At 40.7% G+C, this 19,126-nt stretch carries 19 protein-coding genes; 16 read left to right on the forward strand and 3 right to left on the reverse strand.

The features are described 5' to 3' along the window. Positions 1-78: 78 nt before the first annotated feature. The 3 genes from tolC to ATS76_RS12695 all read left to right on the forward strand — a co-directional run bounded on the left by tolC (position 79) and on the right by ATS76_RS12695 (position 3,076). Positions 79-1,434 (forward strand): outer membrane channel protein TolC, encoded by a 1,356-nt coding sequence (gene tolC, locus ATS76_RS12685; RefSeq protein WP_058552441.1) that lies wholly within the window; start codon positions 79-81, stop codon positions 1,432-1,434. Between the two features lie 98 nt (positions 1,435-1,532). Then, on the forward strand, positions 1,533-2,459 hold the full coding sequence (gene lpxL / locus ATS76_RS12690; protein ID WP_058552442.1) for an LpxL/LpxP family Kdo(2)-lipid IV(A) lauroyl/palmitoleoyl acyltransferase: 927 nt from the start codon (positions 1,533-1,535) through the stop codon (positions 2,457-2,459). A 44-nt stretch (positions 2,460-2,503) separates the two neighbouring features. Beyond that, positions 2,504-3,076 carry a toxin co-regulated pilus biosynthesis Q family protein gene (locus tag ATS76_RS12695; RefSeq protein WP_058405835.1) on the forward strand — a complete coding sequence of 191 codons (573 nt, stop codon included), beginning with the start codon at positions 2,504-2,506 and terminating at the stop codon, positions 3,074-3,076. 102 nt (positions 3,077-3,178) lie between these two features. Here the strand turns inward: ATS76_RS12695 and glnE are convergent, their stop codons facing one another. Further along, on the reverse strand, positions 3,179-5,971 hold the full coding sequence (gene glnE, locus ATS76_RS12700; protein WP_058552443.1) for a bifunctional [glutamate--ammonia ligase]-adenylyl-L-tyrosine phosphorylase/[glutamate--ammonia-ligase] adenylyltransferase: 2,793 nt from the start codon (positions 5,969-5,971) through the stop codon (positions 3,179-3,181). A 77-nt stretch (positions 5,972-6,048) separates the two neighbouring features. On the opposite strand from glnE, the gene ATS76_RS12705 reads away from it, so the two are divergent. The 6 genes from ATS76_RS12705 to ruvX all read left to right on the forward strand — a co-directional run bounded on the left by ATS76_RS12705 (position 6,049) and on the right by ruvX (position 10,588). Further along, positions 6,049-6,942 (forward strand): DUF350 domain-containing protein, encoded by an 894-nt coding sequence (locus ATS76_RS12705; RefSeq protein WP_058552444.1) that lies wholly within the window; start codon positions 6,049-6,051, stop codon positions 6,940-6,942. A gap of 73 nt (positions 6,943-7,015) precedes the next feature. After that, entirely contained in the window at positions 7,016-7,492 is a 477-nt protein-coding gene (locus tag ATS76_RS12710) for a hypothetical protein (RefSeq protein WP_058552445.1), read from the forward strand. A 74-nt stretch (positions 7,493-7,566) separates the two neighbouring features. After that, complete coding sequence (gene rsmE / locus ATS76_RS12715) at positions 7,567-8,301, forward strand: 16S rRNA (uracil(1498)-N(3))-methyltransferase (protein WP_058552446.1); 735 nt, start codon at positions 7,567-7,569, stop codon at positions 8,299-8,301. 76 nt (positions 8,302-8,377) lie between these two features. Then, the gene (gene gshB, locus ATS76_RS12720; protein ID WP_058552447.1) at positions 8,378-9,328 is read left to right on the forward strand and encodes a glutathione synthase; all 951 of its coding nucleotides are present in this window, start codon (positions 8,378-8,380) and stop codon (positions 9,326-9,328) included. A 124-nt stretch (positions 9,329-9,452) separates the two neighbouring features. Beyond that, positions 9,453-10,010, forward strand: coding sequence for a YqgE/AlgH family protein (locus tag ATS76_RS12725; protein WP_058552448.1), 558 nt, complete (start codon positions 9,453-9,455; stop codon positions 10,008-10,010). Between the two features lie 128 nt (positions 10,011-10,138). Further along, complete coding sequence (gene ruvX, locus ATS76_RS12730) at positions 10,139-10,588, forward strand: Holliday junction resolvase RuvX (protein ID WP_006793189.1); 450 nt, start codon at positions 10,139-10,141, stop codon at positions 10,586-10,588. A 71-nt stretch (positions 10,589-10,659) separates the two neighbouring features. Here ruvX and ATS76_RS12735 read toward each other — a convergent pair whose 3' ends face one another. Together ATS76_RS12735 and ATS76_RS12740 are read right to left on the reverse strand one after the other, a co-directional pair. Further along, a complete protein-coding gene (locus ATS76_RS12735) occupies positions 10,660-11,790 on the reverse strand; it encodes a PilT/PilU family type 4a pilus ATPase (protein ID WP_010556578.1) in 1,131 nt (376 codons plus the stop codon). Positions 11,791-11,799: 9 nt separating this feature from the next. After that, a complete protein-coding gene (locus ATS76_RS12740; protein ID WP_006793191.1) occupies positions 11,800-12,840 on the reverse strand; it encodes a type IV pilus twitching motility protein PilT in 1,041 nt (346 codons plus the stop codon). Between the two features lie 2 nt (positions 12,841-12,842). Between ATS76_RS12740 and ATS76_RS12745 the strand changes: the two genes are divergently transcribed. From ATS76_RS12745 to ATS76_RS12775, 7 genes are all read left to right on the forward strand, one after another. Continuing rightward, the gene (locus ATS76_RS12745) at positions 12,843-13,556 is read left to right on the forward strand and encodes a YggS family pyridoxal phosphate-dependent enzyme (protein WP_058552449.1); all 714 of its coding nucleotides are present in this window, start codon (positions 12,843-12,845) and stop codon (positions 13,554-13,556) included. A 17-nt stretch (positions 13,557-13,573) separates the two neighbouring features. Next, on the forward strand, positions 13,574-14,395 hold the full coding sequence (gene proC, locus ATS76_RS12750) for a pyrroline-5-carboxylate reductase (RefSeq protein ID WP_058433148.1): 822 nt from the start codon (positions 13,574-13,576) through the stop codon (positions 14,393-14,395). A gap of 26 nt (positions 14,396-14,421) precedes the next feature. Beyond that, positions 14,422-14,955: a YggT family protein gene (locus ATS76_RS12755; RefSeq protein WP_058552450.1), complete on the forward strand. Its 534-nt coding sequence runs from the start codon at positions 14,422-14,424 to the stop codon at positions 14,953-14,955. A gap of 60 nt (positions 14,956-15,015) precedes the next feature. Next, positions 15,016-15,462: a DUF4426 domain-containing protein gene (locus ATS76_RS12760; RefSeq protein ID WP_058552451.1), complete on the forward strand. Its 447-nt coding sequence runs from the start codon at positions 15,016-15,018 to the stop codon at positions 15,460-15,462. A gap of 4 nt (positions 15,463-15,466) precedes the next feature. Then, a complete protein-coding gene (gene rdgB, locus ATS76_RS12765; protein ID WP_058552452.1) occupies positions 15,467-16,066 on the forward strand; it encodes an RdgB/HAM1 family non-canonical purine NTP pyrophosphatase in 600 nt (199 codons plus the stop codon). After that, on the forward strand, positions 16,063-17,199 hold the full coding sequence (gene hemW, locus ATS76_RS12770) for a radical SAM family heme chaperone HemW (RefSeq protein ID WP_058552453.1): 1,137 nt from the start codon (positions 16,063-16,065) through the stop codon (positions 17,197-17,199). The genes rdgB and hemW overlap by 4 nt, the downstream gene beginning before the upstream one ends. Positions 17,200-17,284: 85 nt before the next feature. Continuing rightward, entirely contained in the window at positions 17,285-19,117 is a 1,833-nt protein-coding gene (locus tag ATS76_RS12775) for a DUF885 domain-containing protein (RefSeq protein ID WP_058552454.1), read from the forward strand. Positions 19,118-19,126: the final 9 nt, after the last annotated feature.

Here is a 19,126-nt window from a genome sequence, read left to right on the forward strand (position 1 = left end):
CTCTTTTTATTTTTAGTTATTACGTAAAACAGGTTACCATGGTTTTAGTATAAAAATTGTCTAAGGACCGAACAACACATGAAAAAGAACATTCTTGCGGCGCTAGTTAGTTTATCATGCGCATTAGGCACAACAGCAGCAAACGCTGAAGATTTACTACAAGTTTTTGAAATTGCAACGGCCAACGATCCTACCGTTTTAAAAGCAAAAGCCCAAGCAGACGCACAATCTTACCAAGCAGACACTGCAATGGCTGCATTATTGCCGCAAATTGGTTTAACAATGGGTTACACAAAAAGTGACTCAACCTCTTTTCAAAGTGTGACGGATTTATCAAACCAAGTTAAAGTCGAAAGCGACTCTGATCAGTTCACCCGAGGCCTTAGCTTAAGCCAAACTTTGTTTGATTTAGGCGCATGGAACTTATTAGACATTGCAGACAAACAAGCCTTGCAAGCAAACGCTCAATACGATTCAGCTAAGCAAAATTTAATTGTTCGTGTTGCTGAAGGCTACTTTAATGTTTTAAGTGCGATTGATAACCTTGAATTTATTAAAACAGAAAAACGCGCCATCGAGCGCCAGCTTGAACAAACTAAACAACGCTATGCTGTTGGTTTAACGGCTATTACCGATGTACACGAAGCACAGGCACAGTTCGATAATTCAGTAGCACAAGAAATTATTGCCAATAACTCAGTGGAAACAGCACGTGAGCAACTGCGTGAAATTACGGGTAAATATCACGCAAAGTTAGACTTTTTAAACACAGAGACATTTTCTACAACTAAGCCAGCTCGAGACTCTAGCGATTTTTTAAATATTGCTAAAGATAAAAATATTAGCTTGCAAGTTGCTAAAGTAACCGTAGATATAGCGCAAGATCAAATTAAACTGGCAAGAGCGGGTCACTATCCAAAGCTAACCCTAAGCGCAAGTTATGGCGACTCTTTAACAGATACAGATATAAATGGCACAAGCCTAACTAGGCAACCACGTGCAGACTCTGCCTCAGTAGGGCTTAACTTTAGTCTCCCTCTATACTCTGGGGGGGCGACAGTTGCAGCTACCGATCAAGCACGTGCATTTTACGTTGCTGCTAGCCAAGATTACGAAGCCAATTACCGCGCAATTACCCGCACGGTTATTACGTCTTACAATCAAGTAGTGTCTGACATAGCAACCTACAAGGCATTAGAGCAAGCAGTTGTATCTGCAGAGAGTGCTTTAAAAGCAACAGAAGCGGGCTTTGAAGTAGGCACGCGTACAATTGTTGATGTACTTGTAAGCACACAAAATCTATACAATGCCAAACGTAACCTTGCTGATGTACGTTATCGTTATGTGCTGTCTACTCTGCGCTTAAAGCAAGCAGCGGGTACACTTACAAGCAAAGACCTAGCAGCTATAAACCAGGGTTTAAAAGCAGCCTAAACAGTCAAAAAACACACACAAAGCCAGCTACATGCTGGCTTTTTGTATTTTACAGCGCTTAGCGTTAAACTAGCGTTTTTAATTTTAGAGCAATTTTTGTGGTCACCTCATCTCCTTTTAAAGCATCTTTTTTAGGCCCTCGATACTGGCTAACGTGGATTGGCGTTTTTTTCTTATACCTAATTTCTTGGCTCCCACAAAAACTTCAATTAGCCATGGGTAAATTACTCGGCCGTTTAGTTCATAAATACATGAAACGCCGCCGACACATCGCCGAAGTAAACATTAAACGTTGCTTTCCTGATATGAGCGACGAAGATCAAAAATCATTAGTGCTAAAAAATATGGAAAACACTGGCATTGCGATGGTTGAAACCGGAATGGCATGGTGGTGGCCACAGTGGCGTGCACAAAAAGCGTTAGGGTCTTTAAAAGGGCTTGAACACTTTGAGCGAGTGCAGCGCTCTGGCAAAGGGGTTTTATTATTAGTACCCCATGTTTTACACCTTGAAATGGCGGGCCGATTAATGGGATTAGGCTGCATGGGCATTGGTTTTTATCGCCCGCACAATAACCCGTTAATGGAATACTTTACGACTAATGGTCGCCTTCGCTCCAATGAATATTTGGTCGGTAAAAAAGACGTAAAAGGCTTACTAAAAGCATTAAAAAATAAAAAGGTGTGTTACTACTTACCCGATCAAGACTACGGCCGTAACCGCTGCGAATTTGTGCCTTTTTACGCTGTACAAGATACCGCCACAACGACCGGTACGCTGATGTTTGCTGGCAGTAAAAATTGCGAAACAATGAGCTTAATTACCCGCCGAGACGAAAATGGAAAGTACCATTTAGAAATTATCCCAGAGCTTGAAAACTTCCCAAGCGGTGATGACAAAGCCGATGTTACACGCGTAAACCAACGCATGGAGCTCTCAATTAATGCAGCGCCAGAGCAATATATGTGGCTTCACCGCCGCTTTAAAACACGACCTGATAAAAATACTCCTTCATTTTACAAGTAGTAATGGTATAACAATAATAAGAACAAATAAGGGTGGTAGTTGTAATGTGGTTTTGGATTAGATATTTGTCATTTGCGGTAATATTAATAGCGCTTGCGGCCTATTTTTTAATGGGAAATGTGCCTACATTGGATTTAAAAGAATCTAAAAATGCTGCTGCCGAAGGATTATCCCGCTTTTACGCCTCTATTCGAAATCAAGTTAAAAGCAACAAAGAACGCGATCAATACGTATTGAGTTTAAAAAAGCCAGATCAAACTGTCGATAGAGTTTTAGCTGAGCGCACGCGCACTGTTACCCCCATGCCAGCAAGTTGGACAGGGAGTGTGGAGCCTAGACGCTTCGAAAACGGTTCAACATTAAAAGATGTTTTAATTGAGTACGCTAAAAGTGAAGGTATTGAGCTTTATTGGTACTTAAGTAAAGACTATGTCGTTAAAGATCATTTTAGGGTCGACAGTAATTTCACCTCAGCCCTGTACCAAGTAGGCAGAGCTATAAATGATGACTTTGAACACGAGGTCTATACCTACTTTTGTAATAAGCAAAGAGCAGCTGTTATAACCGAATTACCCTCTGAATATGTGCGCGCTAATTGTTTAAAACTCAATATTTGAGTTGTATAAAAAATCACGCTTTTGCGTGATTTTTTATATCAGCACATCACTAAATCTTATTTGCTTACAAAGCGAATGAATATGATTAAAAAATCCACATCACTACAGTTCAAAAACCGCTTTCCAAATTGCAGTTACATGCGTTATATCTTGTAAAAACTGCTCGCGTTCAACTAGCTTTCCTTGCTGGTTTAAGCTTAATACGTGGTAACACGAACGGTAGTCAATATAAGCTTTAATTAACTGCAGCTTTTGCTCTTTTGTAATACTCCCTATTTTAGCAGCATCAGTCAGTATTCTTACATTGTCAGAAAATACACTTAGCTGCTCGTTATCATGTGCATTTTTAAGAACAAGGTATTGCGTAATAAATTCAATGTCGGCCATGCCACCCGCATCTTGCTTTAAATCAAATTGCTGGCTGTTGCCTTTGGCAAGGTGACCGCGCATTTTTTCTCGCATTTTAATGACATCATCTTTCAGCTGAGCTGTATTACGCGACTGACAAAGTATATTTTTACGAATTAGTGAAAAGCGCTCGGCTAACTCATCTTGACCTAAAATAATACGTGCACGAACCAGCGCTTGATGCTCCCATGTCCACGCTTGTGTTTGTTGATAGTGATTAAAGCTTTCTAAATTGATAGCAAGTAACCCCGAGGCACCTTCAGGGCGAAGACGCGTGTCTAACTCATATAGAATACCCGATGCCGTTCGCGTATTAAATAAGTGCATTAAACGTTGGGCAAGCTTTAAATAAAACTGGCGTGAATCAATTGCTTTATCGCCATTGGTTTGACTCGAACCATCGTGATTATGCACAAACACAAGATCTAAATCTGAATCGTAGCCCACTTCAAAACCACCCGTTTTACCATAGGCAATAACGGCAAACCCTTTATGTTCGTGGTCGGTATTGGGCGGCATACCAAAGCGCTTTACTGTGTTGTGCCATGCAATATTTACCGCCTGCTCGACTATAGCTTCTGCCAATGCAGTTAAGTGATCGCTTACTTTCATTACATCAAGAACACCGGTTGCATCTGCTGCGGCAATACGTAATTGATGAGTTTGCTTAAATTGCCTCAACGACTCCATTTGTAGCTCTAAGTCGTCGTGTTCTATGCGTAAAAAATACTGACGTATCTCGTCTTTATAGGCGCTTAATGGTGTTGGCTTATAAAGCACGGCAGGGTCAATCAATTCATCAAGTAAAATAGGATAGCGAGAAATATGCTCGCCAATCCACTTACTGTGGCAGCATAAAGAAACCAACTGCTTTAACGTGCCTGGGTTTTCATAAAGCAACTCTAAGTAAGCCGTGCGGGAAATAATTTTATTAAGAATTTGGCACACAGTACTAAATACGCTTGCACTGGCATTAAAGTCACTCAGCTGTTTAAGCATGGCAGGCATGAGTTTGTCGAGTATTTCACGCCCTCTATATCCTACTTTGACTTTAGACAAACGAAGCTTAAAGTCTTGTAAAGGAGCTTGCCATTCGTCTTTAGGCTCATTTAAAAAACTAACATCGCCATGATCCCACGCACTTATAAACGCGCCTTCATTGGTATCTAGCGGCTCGGTCTCTTCCCCTATTACCTGTATAAATTCATTATGCACCTGCCCCATTACCCGCTCTATGTCGTTTACTAAGGCAGCAAAGTCTGGCTTTACTAATAAGTGATTTAATCGCTGTTGGTTTACGTCATCGTCTGGCAGAGTTTGCGTTTGTTGGTCGTCAAATATTTGCAGGTATTGCTCTACTTTTCGTAAATAAAGATAATTACTTTTTAACTCTTTTGCTTCGCTATCACCAATAACTTGGTTTAACGCTAATTGGTTTAACGCATTGAGTAACGATTGCGTTTGTAAATTAGCCTCTCGCCCACCGCGCACCATTTGCAGTGCTTGAACAATAAATTCAACTTCTCGAATCCCGCCAGCACCCAATTTTATATTATTGGTTAAACGTTTACGGCGGACTTCTTGCGCAATCATAAGTTTCATTTTACGAAGCGACTCAATCACCGAAAAATCAATATAGCGCCGGTATACAAAAGGTTTAAGTAATTGATTAAATTCATCCCAGTAATGATTAGGCGTACCAATTAAACGGCTTTTGAGCATGGCATAACGCTCCCAATCACGCCCTTGCTCTTGGTAATAATCTTCAATGGCGTTAAAGCTCATGACCAGCGGGCCACTTTCACCAAACGGTCTAAGGCGCATATCGACCCTAAATACCTGTCCATCCCCTGTGGTTTGATTAAGTGCAGCTATTAGCTTTTGGGCTACTTTTGTGTAAAACACCTGCGCCTCAATACTTTTTCGACCGCCTTGAGTTTTAACACTGCGAGGGTATGCAAAAATAAGGTCGATATCGGAAGAATAGTTAAGCTCTTTACCGCCTAACTTACCCATACCAAGCACCATTAAAGGCAAAGCGTGCCCTTGCTCATCTAAAGGCTCACCATTGAGTGCGGCTACTTGCGCGTGCGCCCACTCGTTAGCGCTTTGGATTAATTTATCTGCAAGTAGGCTAATATATTCAATGCTATCTGCAATCGGGTTGTTACAACATAAATCTAGAAAAGCGACTTTAAGCCAGTATTTTTCACGATATTTACGAAGTATCTGATGACATTGTGCTTCGTTTATATCTGACAATGTTAAGTTTTCAAAGGGAGAAGGTATGTCTCTGCTTTTAATTTCTGCTTCGCATAGTAACCCGCTTTTTAAATCCGGCTGCGACTGAATACAGCGCCAAGCAAAGTCGCTTAACGCTAATAACCTTACAACTTCATTTTCTATCGTGTGCTGCGGGTAAAGCTGTTCATAACGCTGCAGGCCAAGTTTTTGTAATTGAATAGGAAGTTGTATTACGTTACTCATCAATCCTCTCTTTTATATCATCAGTAACCGTACTAGAATGATTAAAACCTTAAAGGTTAACTATAATTAGGATAACCATGTCATATTTATCTTTATCTAACACTAGTTTTGTTGCGATTACTATTAGTTTTGCTGTTATTTGCTTAACTATTTTTTTATTAAGAATAATAACTCAAATTAAATTAAAACAAGCGCTTAAAGATGAATTAGCCCAGCATGATAACTTTGCTATGGGGATCAACTTTGCATCAGAGATTTCGGTTGTTATTGCAACCATTGCCTTTTTATTTGATGAAATAAGTGTCAACACCGCACAGTCCAATCCACTTAAAGTGGCTGTATTAATTGTACTGTTATTTTCATTTATAAAAGTGGGACACTTAATTCACCGAAAATGGATATTGCATCGCTTTAATGAAGAAGCCGCTATTTTAAAACAAAATGTATGCGCCGCATTGGTTGATTCAGGCATGTTAATAGCTAACTTTATTATGACACTCGGTATTTATACATGGACCCACACTCAAGGTTTTAGTAACTTATTAATCGCGTTAGTTAGCTTTTTTTTACTGCAAGGAATGTTTGCACTCGATAGTAAAATTCGTGAACATCGCTTTGCAAAAGCCAATCAAGGCGCGTCTTTACAAAGTAATTTTAATTTAGAAAACACCTCTATTGGTATTCGCTATGCTGGTAAATCAATTGGTTTAGCACTTGCGTCCTATGCGGGTTTATCAAGTGCAACGTTTCAAAACGGTAAAATGGTTGAAAACCTGTTTACACTGGTAATGCATTGCGGTGTAATGTGGATACTCTTATATGCATTAACATTTATTGTAAAAAAAATATCGCTACCTAATATTGATGCTGCACTTGAAGTTGATCACCAAGACAACATAGGTATAGCGTGTATTGAATTTGCCGTTTTTTGTGCAATAGGCTATTTACTAATTAGCATGTTTTCTATTTAACATTAAAAATGTTTCGCTTGGGCTTACACTAAACCTGCTTACATAACACTTTGCTTAATTGCACTGGGACATTATGCCATTTGAAATTACTAACTATCTATTAATTGATATAGATAACGAGTTTAGCAGAGCGTTTGCTGGTCACTATTTTGATAGTGCAAAGCGAGATGCCCCTAGCACCCTAGTAATTGCAGGAGCCAACACCCGCCAGTTAGTTAAAATGATGTTTGATGAACTCATTAAAGACTACTGCTATTGCGATTTTGAAAACGAAATTAGCGTTTCTGAACTTGCCAGCTACTTGCATGAGCATCACGATATAAAGGGCGTATTGTTTAATCAAACAGATTATTTACTGGCTGATGAAAAACAACGATTTATTTATAACTCATTGCATGACAAACGTTTTTTAGTCACTCAAGATGAAAGCGGTTTTGCCTTTAGCCCTGTAACAGACGAAGGTTTTTCAAACCACCTGTCTTGTCATACCGACATAGCCGATACCTCTGTTGATATAATTGAGTTAACAGAATTACTTAATAAACAATAAATAATTGCACCTAGCTCGCAGCTTACTTACCATAGCGATATATAACTTTATCGCCAACTTATAAGTGAAAGCACATGCGAGTTCCTCATATTTACCAAGCGTCTTCTATTACACTTAACACTCCCGTGTCACTCGATGACGATGCAGCTGGCCACATAGGCAGAGTACTTCGTATGAAAGTAGGCGAATATGTGTCTATTTTTAATGGTGAAGGCGGTGAATACCTCAGTGAAATTATTGAAGTGAGTAAAAAAAATGTGGTGGTTATGCCGCAGCAATTTAATCCTCACGATGTTGAATCACCATTAAAAATTCATTTAGGTCAATGTGTATCGCGTGGTGACAAAATGGATTTTACAATTCAAAAGTCAGTTGAGCTGGGTATCACTGAAATCACCCCTATTTTTAGTCATCGCTGTGGTGTAAAACTCATTGGCGACCGCCTTGATAAAAAGCATCAACAATGGCAAAAAATAGCGATTGCAGCAGCCGAACAATCGGGGCGTAATTATGTGCCGGTTGTTCACCCCCCTATAGACATAAAACAATGGCTTGAGCAATCAACCAACGCAATAAAGCTCACGCTTCACCCTCGTGCAGAGCACAGTATTAAAACCATTACGGTACCTAAAGATGGCGTTCGGTTTTTAGTTGGCCCAGAAGGCGGCTTTACTGACGAAGAAATGGCACAAACTAAACAACAAGAATTTGTTGATATTCGTTTAGGCCCACGTGTTTTACGAACTGAAACCGCCGCTTTAACGGTCTTAAGTGCATTACAGCTGCAATTTGGCGATTTAGCTAATTGAAATAGCTAAAAACACCCTCATATCAAAGCTATTAGTAAACTCTAGTAGCAATTACACATAGATTAAGGCACAGCGCATGGCAATTAAATTAGGTATTATTTCAGATCCTATTAGTGGGTTTAACATTAAAAAAGACACCGGCTTTGCAATGATGATGCAGGCGCAAGAGCGTGGCTACGAAATTTACTACATGGAGATGAATGATTTATCGCTTCGTAAAGGTAAGTCGTACGCCACCGCAGCGAAAGCGCGCGTATTTAACAACCAAGAAAAATGGTACGAACTGGAAGAAAAAACCACCATTGCACTTGCCGATCTTGACGTAATTTTAATGCGTAAAGATCCACCGTTCGACACGGAATACATTTACGCAACGTACCTTTTAGAACGCGCTGAAGATGAAGGCACGTTAATTATCAATAAACCACAAAGCTTACGTGATGCTAACGAAAAGCTATTTACTGCATGGTTTAGCGAACACACGCCAGATACCTTAGTTACTCGCAGCCAAAAACAAATTCGTGAATTTTTAGCACAGCACAAAGACATTATTTTAAAGCCACTAGATGGTATGGGCGGCGCTTCAATTTTCCGTGTTAAAGAAGATGATGCAAACATAGGTGTTATTTGCGAAACCCTAACCGAGCATGGCAGCCGCTTTGCGATGGTGCAAAATTATGTGCCAGAGATCACACAAGGCGACAAACGCGTATTGGTTGTTGATGGTGAGGTCATTCCGTATTGTTTAGCGCGTATTCCACAAAATGGTGAAACGCGTGGAAATCTTGCTGCAGGCGGTCGTGGTGAAGCGCGTCCACTTAGCGAATCAGATCTAAAAATTGCACAAGCGGTTGCACCTACACTTAAAGAAAAAGGGTTAGTGTTTGTAGGATTAGATATTATAGGCGACAAGCTCACCGAAATTAACGTAACGGCCCCCACTTGCGTACGTGAAATTGAAGCCGCTTATGATATATCTATTACCGGTATTTTGTTTGACGCAATTGAACGTAAGCTCGCTAAATAAACACCACAAGAAAGTCCATTAATATAAGTATTTCATGCCATTAATGGACTTTTTATACGCTATGTATATATCTATGCCATACTCAAAGTTCAAATAGTATTCATAAACTAAAAGGGTGAAATCTATGCAATCATTAGAAAATCATTTTTTAATCGCAATGCCGTCGATGCAAGACCCTTTTTTTAAACGTGCCGTTACCTATATTTGTGAGCACAATGAAGATGGGGCTATGGGGCTGGTAATCAACCAACCTATTGATGTTACCGTTGGTGAGCTTTTAGATAAAATAGAAATAGACAACGACAAAACACAGCAAGCTGCAAAAGTGGCAGTATTTGCCGGTGGCCCAGTTAAAACTGACAGAGGATTTGTACTTCACTCCCCAAAACTCGGGTATACCTCAAGTCAAAAACTAAGCAGTGACATTATGATCACAACCTCTAAAGACGTGCTCGCAAGTTTAACGACGTCGCATGCCCCCGAGCAGTTTATTATCACCTTAGGGTATGCAGGTTGGGAACAGGGGCAATTAGAACAAGAATTGCTTGATAACAGTTGGCTTATAATAGAAGCTGACCCGGCCATTATTTTTAACACGCCCGCTGAAAAACGATGGGAAAAAGCCGTTTCGATGCTTGGCTTTGATATAGGCCAACTCAGCCCTGAAGCAGGGCATGCGTAAATATACCCTCTCTAAATTAAGTTCATAATATAAATTCACTTGAAAATAGATACGCTATTACAAGTGAATTTTTTTATGTAAACCTTTAACATAACGGCTTGAAAAGCAGCCTAAGTAAAACATTATCAATGACAAAAAGAACATTTAAGCCACAAGGCGAACGCACAGTAATGGGGTTTGATTTTGGCACCAAAAGTATTGGTATTGCCGTGGGGCAAGAACTCACTGGCAGCGCATCAAGTCTCAAAGCAGTTAAAGCACAAGACGGTATTCCAAACTGGGATCATATCGCAGTACAAGTAAACGAATGGCAGCCAGATTTAATGGTGGTCGGCTTACCGCTAAACATGGATGGCACTTCACAAGAGGTGACATTTAAAGCTAAAAAGTTCGCTAATAGATTACATAATCACTATGGCATTCCTGTGCAAACACAAGATGAACGCCTAACAACCGCAGATGCAAAAGCCCGTTTATTTGAGCAAGGTGGTTATAAAAACCTGGGTAAAGGAAATGTAGATAATATGTCTGCGGTAATTATTTTAGAAAGTTTTTTTGAATCATTTTACGGCGAGTAACACTGCCATTAGGGTTGTTAAATACTAAAAAACGCGACTGAAAAGTCGCGTTTTTTAATGAAAATAACAAATTAGTTATCGTCATCTCCCATTCCATCAATGGTAACACCTTGTAAAAACCCTGCACCTTGTTGTTCGTTATTGCGCAGCTTAATCATCAAGCGTAAATCATTTGGTGAGTCAGCATGATGCAATGCGTCTGCATAGTTAATACGTTGCTGCCTGTATAACTCAAAAAGGGCTTGGTCAAAGGTTTGCATGCCCATGTCATTAGATTTAGCCATAGCCTCTTTAATGCCGCCAATATCGCCGTTTTTAATCAGCTCTGCCACCATCGGTGAGTTAAGCAATATTTCTATGGCGGCAACGCGGCCGTCACCATCAGAGGTGGGGATTAATTGTTGCGCTACAATGGCGCGTAAGTTAAGTGCTAAATCGTATTTTAGCTTGTCGTGTTTTTCTTTTGGCACCAAATGCATAATACGGTCGATTGCTTGGTTAGCATTGTTGGCATGCAGTGTAGCCACACATAAATGACCCGTTTCAGCAAAACTTAATGCGTATTCCATGGTTTCTTGCGAACGTATTTCACCAATTAAAATAACATCAGGAGCTTGACGTAATGAGCTTTTAAGCGCTGACTCAAAACTATCTGTATCAAGGCCTACTTCGCGCTGGGTAATGATACTTTTACGGTGCTCATGAACAAACTCAATAGGATCTTCGATTGTTAAAATATGGCCCCGTTGATTTCGGTTTCTGTATCCAATTAAGGCGGCTAATGAGGTCGACTTACCGGTTCCTGTTCCACCAACAAATAAAACTAACCCACGCTTTGCCATAATGACGTCGGTGAGTGTAGAGGGTAAGCCCAAATCACTGACATCGGGGATCTGTGTCACAATTCGGCGAATAACCATACCTGCTCTATCGCGCTGCCAAAACGCTGAAATACGAAAGCGCCCTTCATCCGTTGCAATAGCAAAGTTACATTCTTTGGTAGCATGAAACTCTGCTTTTTGTTTTTCGCTCATCGCAGACTCAACCAACTGTAGAGACTCTTCGTCAGTGAGTTTGTCGTCGCCTAAAGGAATTAATTCACCGTTTATTTTTGCACTCACAGGTAAACGGCTAGATACAAATAAATCAGAGCCTTTTTTCTCAATCATAGTGATTAAGTAACGGTTTAAAGATAAAGTCATGATAATTCCTTAACCACCAAATTGTGTTTTGTCTTGCGCTTTAGCTTGCGCTGCGGTGTTGGTAACAATGCCTCGGTTAACTAAATTTGTTAAACATTGATCCATTGTTTGCATTCCAATTGAGGCGCCAGTTTGAATAGACGAGTACATTTGTGCAATTTTGTCTTCACGAATTAAGTTACGTATGGCGGGTACACCAATCATAATTTCATGAGCTGCCACTCGCCCACCACCAATTTTTTTAAGGAGTGTTTGCGAAATAACCGCTCGCAATGACTCTGACAACATAGAGCGTACCATTGCCTTTTCTTCTCCAGGGAATACATCAATAATACGGTCAATAGTTTTAGGTGCTGAAGTTGTATGCAACGTACCAAACACTAGGTGACCTGTTTCCGCAGCGGTCATTGCTAAACGAATAGTTTCTAAATCGCGAAGCTCACCCACTAATATAACATCGGGGTCTTCACGCAGGGCACTGCGTAATGCGTTTGAAAAACTGTGCGTATCGCGATGTACTTCACGTTGGTTGACTAGACTTAACTTGTTATCGTGAACAAATTCAATTGGATCTTCAATCGTTAAAATATGGTGATGTTTATTTTGATTTATGTAATCAACCATAGCCGCAAGTGTTGTTGATTTACCCGAACCCGTTGGCCCAGTAACAAGCACTAATCCGCGTGGGTTGTCAGATATTGTTTTAAAAATATCTGGCGCGCCTAAATCATCAAGTGTTAATACTTCACTGGGTATAGTACGAAATACTGCCGCAGGGCCGCGGTTTGAATTAAAGGCATTAACACGAAAACGCGCAAGATTGGGAACTTCAAACGAAAAATCCACTTCAAGGTTTTGCTCGTAGTCTTTGCGCTGAGTATCGTTCATAATATCGTAAACTAAACTGTTTACGTCTTTATCTGCAAGGGCTGGTATATTAATGCGGCGAACATCACCATCTACGCGTATCATAGGTGAAACACCCGACGATAAATGTAAATCGGATGCATTGTGTTGCACACTAAACGCTAATAATTCGGTAATATCCATTTATGACTCCACAACTGGCTGATAATTATATGGTTACAATAGCAGAACGACTCACTTGCGCCTATGCAAGAATTGCAAACGCAGCAAAAAACACACACAGAAGCAAAGATGAAATAACCTTGCTGGCGGTGTCTAAAACCAAACCTAGCGACGATATCGTTGCTGCCTATAATCATGGCCAACGCCAGTTTGGTGAGTCTTATGTTCAAGAAGCTGTAGATAAAATAGCTCAACTGCACTCATATAGCGATATCATTTGGCATTTCATTGGCCCTATTCAATCAAATAAAAGTGCTTTAGTGGCAGAAAATTTTGACTGGGTGCAAAGCGTTGATCGGATCAAAATAGCCAAGCGGCTTAATGGCCAGCGTTCAACCACTAAACAACCTCTCAATGTACTTATTCAAGTAAATATTAGCGCCGAGGAGGCTAAATCAGGTTGTCATCCCGATGACATAGCCAGTCTTGCTGAATTTATTAGCCAATGTGACCAGCTAATGTTGCGTGGCTTGATGGCTATTCCCGCAAAAAGTGACGACCCAAGTACGCAAATTCAATATTTTGAGCAATTACAAACTTGCTTTGATAAACTAAAGTCCCAATATCCACAGTTAGACACTCTATCTATGGGTATGAGTAATGACGTTGAAGCCGCAATTAGTGCAGGCTCAACTATGGTGAGGATTGGAACCGACATTTTTGGAACACGAACTTAAAAGGTAAAAACAGATTTATGTCAGATAAAAAAATCGCATTTATAGGCACAGGTAACATGAGCTACGCTATTATTGGTGGCATGGTAAAAAACGGCTTTGACGCAAACAACATCATTGCGACTAACCGCAACCAAGAAAAGCTTGCAAAGGTAGCAGCCGATTTCAAGGTGCAAACCACCAGTGACAATAACGAAGCCCTACGCGATGCTGATGTAATTGTTTTGTCTGTTAAGCCGCAAATGATGGGCGACTTATGTAAATCGTTTCAAGAATCGGGCATCGACTTCAGTGATAAACTATTTATCTCAGTAGCTGCTGGTCTAACAGTAAGCCGTTTGCGCGAAATGTTAGGGCAAGATGTAAAAATTGTACGTTGCATGCCTAATACACCGTCTTTATTAGGGCGTGGCGTGTCTGGCTTATTTGGCGCTGGCGAAACGCAACAAGAACATGAATTTGTTCAGCAAGTATTTGAGTGCACTGGTATTGTGGTGTGGGTTGACCAAGAAGCAAAGATTAACGACATCATCGCAGTAACAGGCTCATCACCTGCTTACTTCTTCTTGTTTATGGAAGCCATTGAAGAAAAAGCTAAAGCGCTGGGCTTTAACGATGAAGATGCCCGTCGCTTAGTACAACAAACAGCACTTGGCGCTGCCGAAATGGCGTTAAGCCAACCAGAAATTAGTATTTCTCAGCTACGCGCAAACGTAACATCTAAAGGCGGTACTACACATGCCGCAGTTGAGCACTTAAAAGACGAAGGCTTAACTAAAACCGTTGGCGATGCCATGGATGCGTGCATTGCTCGAGCGATGCAAATGGAAAAAGAACTTTAAAACTACTTTTTATTGAAGGTTACACTATGAATGCCATGCAATTTTTAATCAGTACCCTGTTTGATTTGTTTTTGATGGTGGTACTGCTGCGTTTTTGGCTACAGTGGGCAAAAGCCGACTTTTACAACCCAATGAGCCAATTTGTGGTTAAAGCAACGTCGTTTGCAGTTAACCCTTTGCGTAAAATTATACCCGGGTTAGGGGGGCTTGATTTAGCCTCACTATTGCTGGCATTTATTGTAGCTATTGCCAAAATTAGTACTTTAATGTTGGTAATTTACGGCGCATGGGCTGCGCAACCGGTGTTTATGCAAGCCTTAATTACCGTATTAAAAGAAGGCTTAAACTTAGTATTTTGGGTATTAATTATCCGCGCAATTTTAAGCTGGGTAAGCCAAGGTTATAACCCTATTGAAGCGGTTTTCCATCAGCTTACTGAGCCAATGCTTAAGCCACTTCGTAAAATTATTCCACCAATGGGCGGCTTAGATTTATCAGTACTTGTATTAATTATTAGTATTCAGTTTTTGCAAATGCTGTTAATGGACTTTTTAGCCTAAGTTTTTGTTTTAAGCAAAAGAGGCCTTATGGCCTCTTTTTTACATTATTTGGAGTGAACAATGAATCGGTTAATTAAATTTTGTTTTATTGCTTGTTTAACACTCGCGTTTAACGCACACAGCGAACAAACATTAGGCGGGCAATATAAAGAACTAGGCCCATGGCAAGTACATTACATTGCCTTTCCATCTACCTTTATTCAGCCACAAATCGCCAAAGCATACGAACTTGAACGCAGTGGCTATAAAGGGATTGTTAATATTTCTGTGCTAAAAAACAATTCAGAGAACACAGCTCAAAAGGCAACGTTATCTGGCACAGCTAGAAACCTACTTGGTAACAAACAAACGCTAAACTTTAAAGAAGTAATTGAAGGCGAGTCAGTTTATTATCTTGCCCAAGTCGACTTTACAAACGAAGAAATACTGCGCTTTGAAATTGAAATACAGCAAAGTAATCAATTTCAAACACTGCAATTTCAGCAAAAATTTTACGTAGATAAATAATATTATGAACAAAACTTTAGTCCTTGCCACGGGCAACCCTAGCAAAGTAAGTGAGCTGGCCAACATGCTAAGCTCACTTAGTATTAATGTAGTTCCACAAAGTGATTTTAACGTTGGCGAAGTAGCAGAAACGGGCACTACGTTTGTTGAAAATGCCATTATTAAAGCGCGCCACGCAGCTAAAATTACCGGTATGCCAGCAATTGCTGACGATTCCGGCTTAGAAGTTGATGGCTTAAATGGTGCACCAGGTGTTTATTCTGCTCGTTTTGCAGGACAAGGCGCAAGCGATCAAGATAACATAGACAAGCTATTAGCCGAGCTTGCCAATAACCCAGTGCGTAGCGCCCGCTTTTGGTGTGTGCTGGTATTAATGCGCCACGCAGACGACCCGACTCCACTCATCTGTAGTGCGAGTTGGGAAGGTGAGATTACACAAACTCAACATGGTGAAGGTGGCTTTGGATACGACCCCGTTTTTTATGTTCCGTCACTTGAGTGTACAAGCGCCGAGCTTACAAAAGCACAAAAAAATGCAGTGAGCCACCGCGGTCAAGCATTGCAGGCTTTGCTAAATGAGCTAAAACTAAAAGGCGGCCTGTGACTCTTCCTCCTCTAAGTTTATATGTGCACGTACCTTGGTGTGTGCAAAAGTGCCCCTATTGCGATTTTAATAGCCATGGACAAAAAGGTGACATACCAGAAGCCGAATATGTTCAGCATTTAATAGACGATTTAAAAGCCGACTTACACTTAGTGCAAGGGCGCAAAATTCACAGTATATTTATTGGTGGCGGTACGCCAAGTTTATTAACCGGTGATGCATACACTCGCCTACTAAGCGAAGTAGATAGCCTTATAGGCCTCGCCGTTAACTGTGAAATAACCCTCGAAGCAAACCCAGGTACAGTAGAAACAGGCCGCTTTAAAGAGTACGTAAAAGCGGGTATAAACCGCATTTCAATTGGCGTACAAAGCCTGCAAAACGATAAGCTAAAAGCGCTTGGCCGCATTCATGGTGCTAACGAAGCAACTCATGCAGCAGAGCAAGCCAAAGAAGCTGGTTTAAATAGTTTTAATCTTGATTTAATGCACGGCTTACCAGGGCAAACCCTAGACGATGCATTAAGTGATTTAAAGCAAATTATTGCGCTCGATCCCCCACATATTTCGTGGTACCAACTCACTATTGAACCTAATACTCAGTTTGCATCTAAACCGCCAACACTGCCTCAAGATGAAACTCTGTGGGATATTCAAGAGCAAGGCCAAGCCTTACTTGCAAAGGCAGGTTATATACAATACGAAATTTCAGGGTATGCAAAACCGGGCTATCAATGCCAACATAACTTAAATTATTGGCGGTTTGGCGATTATCTAGGGATTGGCTGTGGTGCTCATGGTAAGGTCACCAATGCAAAAACTGGCATAATCACCCGAACTGAAAAGGTCAAACATCCCCGTGGCTACATGGATATGGTAAAACCTTATTTGTACAAAAGTTGGCACGTTGAGCAAGACGATTTGGCCTTTGAGTTTTTTATGAATCGCTTTCGCCTTGTCGAACCATGCCCGATTGAAGACTACAGTGCGCTGACTAATCAGCCATTGCAAAGCCAACAAGCAGCTTTAAATAAAGCCATAAACACCGGTTTATTAATAGAAAAAGACGGTCACTGGCAAGTGAGCCTTAAAGGGCATCGCTTTTTAAATGACCTGCTAGAATTGTTCGTATAATGCATTGGGCGTTATACGTCATGTAAAGCGAATACATGAAAAATTAAAATACCCTAATGGGTTTCTAACAACAAAAGGGAAAACAATGCGTAAACTTACCTTTATTGCAGCAGCTGTGAGTGTTGCACTCCTTGCTGGTTGCCAACAAGCACCACAACAATCTGTAACAACTCCTATTGTACAAGCGCAACCTGTGCAAAGCGAAATTGACAAAGCCAATGCGTTTTTTGAAGATACCTTTAACCGTGATGTAATGAGCAGCCCGGTTTACCAAACTTACATGGGTATTAAAAAAGATTACGATAAGTGGGATGACGGCAGCGAAGAGCAAAAACTCAAAGACCTAGCTGAAACTAAAGCCGATTTAGTTGCGCTAAACGCAATTAACCGCGACCTGCTAGACGATGCAACAAAAGTAAGCTACGACTTAAAAAAACAAGACCTAGAAAGCTCAATTGCTGACTTTAAATGGCGTTACCACAACTATCCGGTAAACCAAATGTTTGGTACGCACTCTATGGTGCCTGCATTTTTAATAAACCAACATTCAATTAGTAACGTTAAAGAAGCAAAAGACTACATTTCGCGTTTAAATGGCGTGCCTACGGTATTTGACCAATTAGTAACTGACTTAGAAACACGTGCTGATAAAGGCATTATTGCGCCTAAATTTGTGTTTCCACATGTTATTGATTCAAGCAAAAACATTATTCAAGGTGCACCGTTTGAAAAAGGTGACGACTCAACACTTTTAGCAGACTTTAAACGCAAAGTAACGGCACTTGAAATCAGCCAAGACGAAAAAGATGCACTTATTAACGAAGCAACTGACGCGTTAAAATCGGCAGTTAAACCAGCTTACTCAAAGCTTATTAACTTCCTAGCACAACTTGAAAAGCGTGCAGATGACCGTGATGGCGCATGGAAATTACCTGAGGGTAATACTTTCTATAATAATGCACTTAAACGTACAACCACCACTGATTTAACTGCAAAAGAAATTCATGCTATTGGCCTATCAGAAGTAAGCCGTATACATGACGAAATGCGTGAAATTAAAGATAAAGTAGGCTTCAAAGGCGACCTAAAAGCGTTTATGCAGTTTATGAAAACTGATAAGCAATTTTACTACCCAAATACAGCTGAGGGTAAACAACGCTACCTTGACGAAGCAACAGCTATGATCGACACAATGAAGGTGCGTCTTGATGAGCTATTTATTGTTAAGCCAAAAGCCGACCTTAAAGTAAAAGCAGTTGAAGCCTTCCGTGAAAAAGCGGCAGGTAAAGCATTTTACCAACAGCCGGCGCCAGATGGTTCACGCCCAGGCATTTACTACGCAAACCTTTATGATATGGAAGCGATGCCAACGTACCAAATGGAAGCATTGGCTTACCATGAAGGTATTCCGGGTCACCACATGCAAATAGCTATTTCGCAAGAGCTTGAAGGCGTGCCTAAGTTCCGTAAATTTGGTGGCTACACAGCCTACATTGAAGGTTGGGGTTTATACTCTGAGCTTGTACCTAAAGAAATGGGTATGTACTCAGACCCATATTCAGATTTTGGCCGCCTTTCTATGGAGTTATGGCGCGCGTGTCGTTTAGTAGTTGATACCGGTATTCACGCAATGAAGTGGACTCGTCAAGAAGGGATTGATTACTACGTAAATAACACGCCTAATGCCACATCTGACGGTGTTAAAATGGTTGAGCGTCACATTGTAATGCCTTCGCAAGCAACCGCTTACAAAGTAGGTATGTTGAAAATTTTAGAGCTACGTGAAGACGCTAAAAAGCAACTTGGCGACAAGTTTGATATTCGTCAATTTCACGATGTAGTGCTTAAAAATGGCCCTGTGCCTCTAAACGTACTAGAGAGCTTTGTAAATGAATGGGTAGCAAGCAAAAAAGCTTAACACTCATTT

Source organism: Pseudoalteromonas sp. 10-33 (assembly GCF_001469195.1).
GTDB lineage: Bacteria > Pseudomonadota > Gammaproteobacteria > Enterobacterales > Alteromonadaceae > Pseudoalteromonas.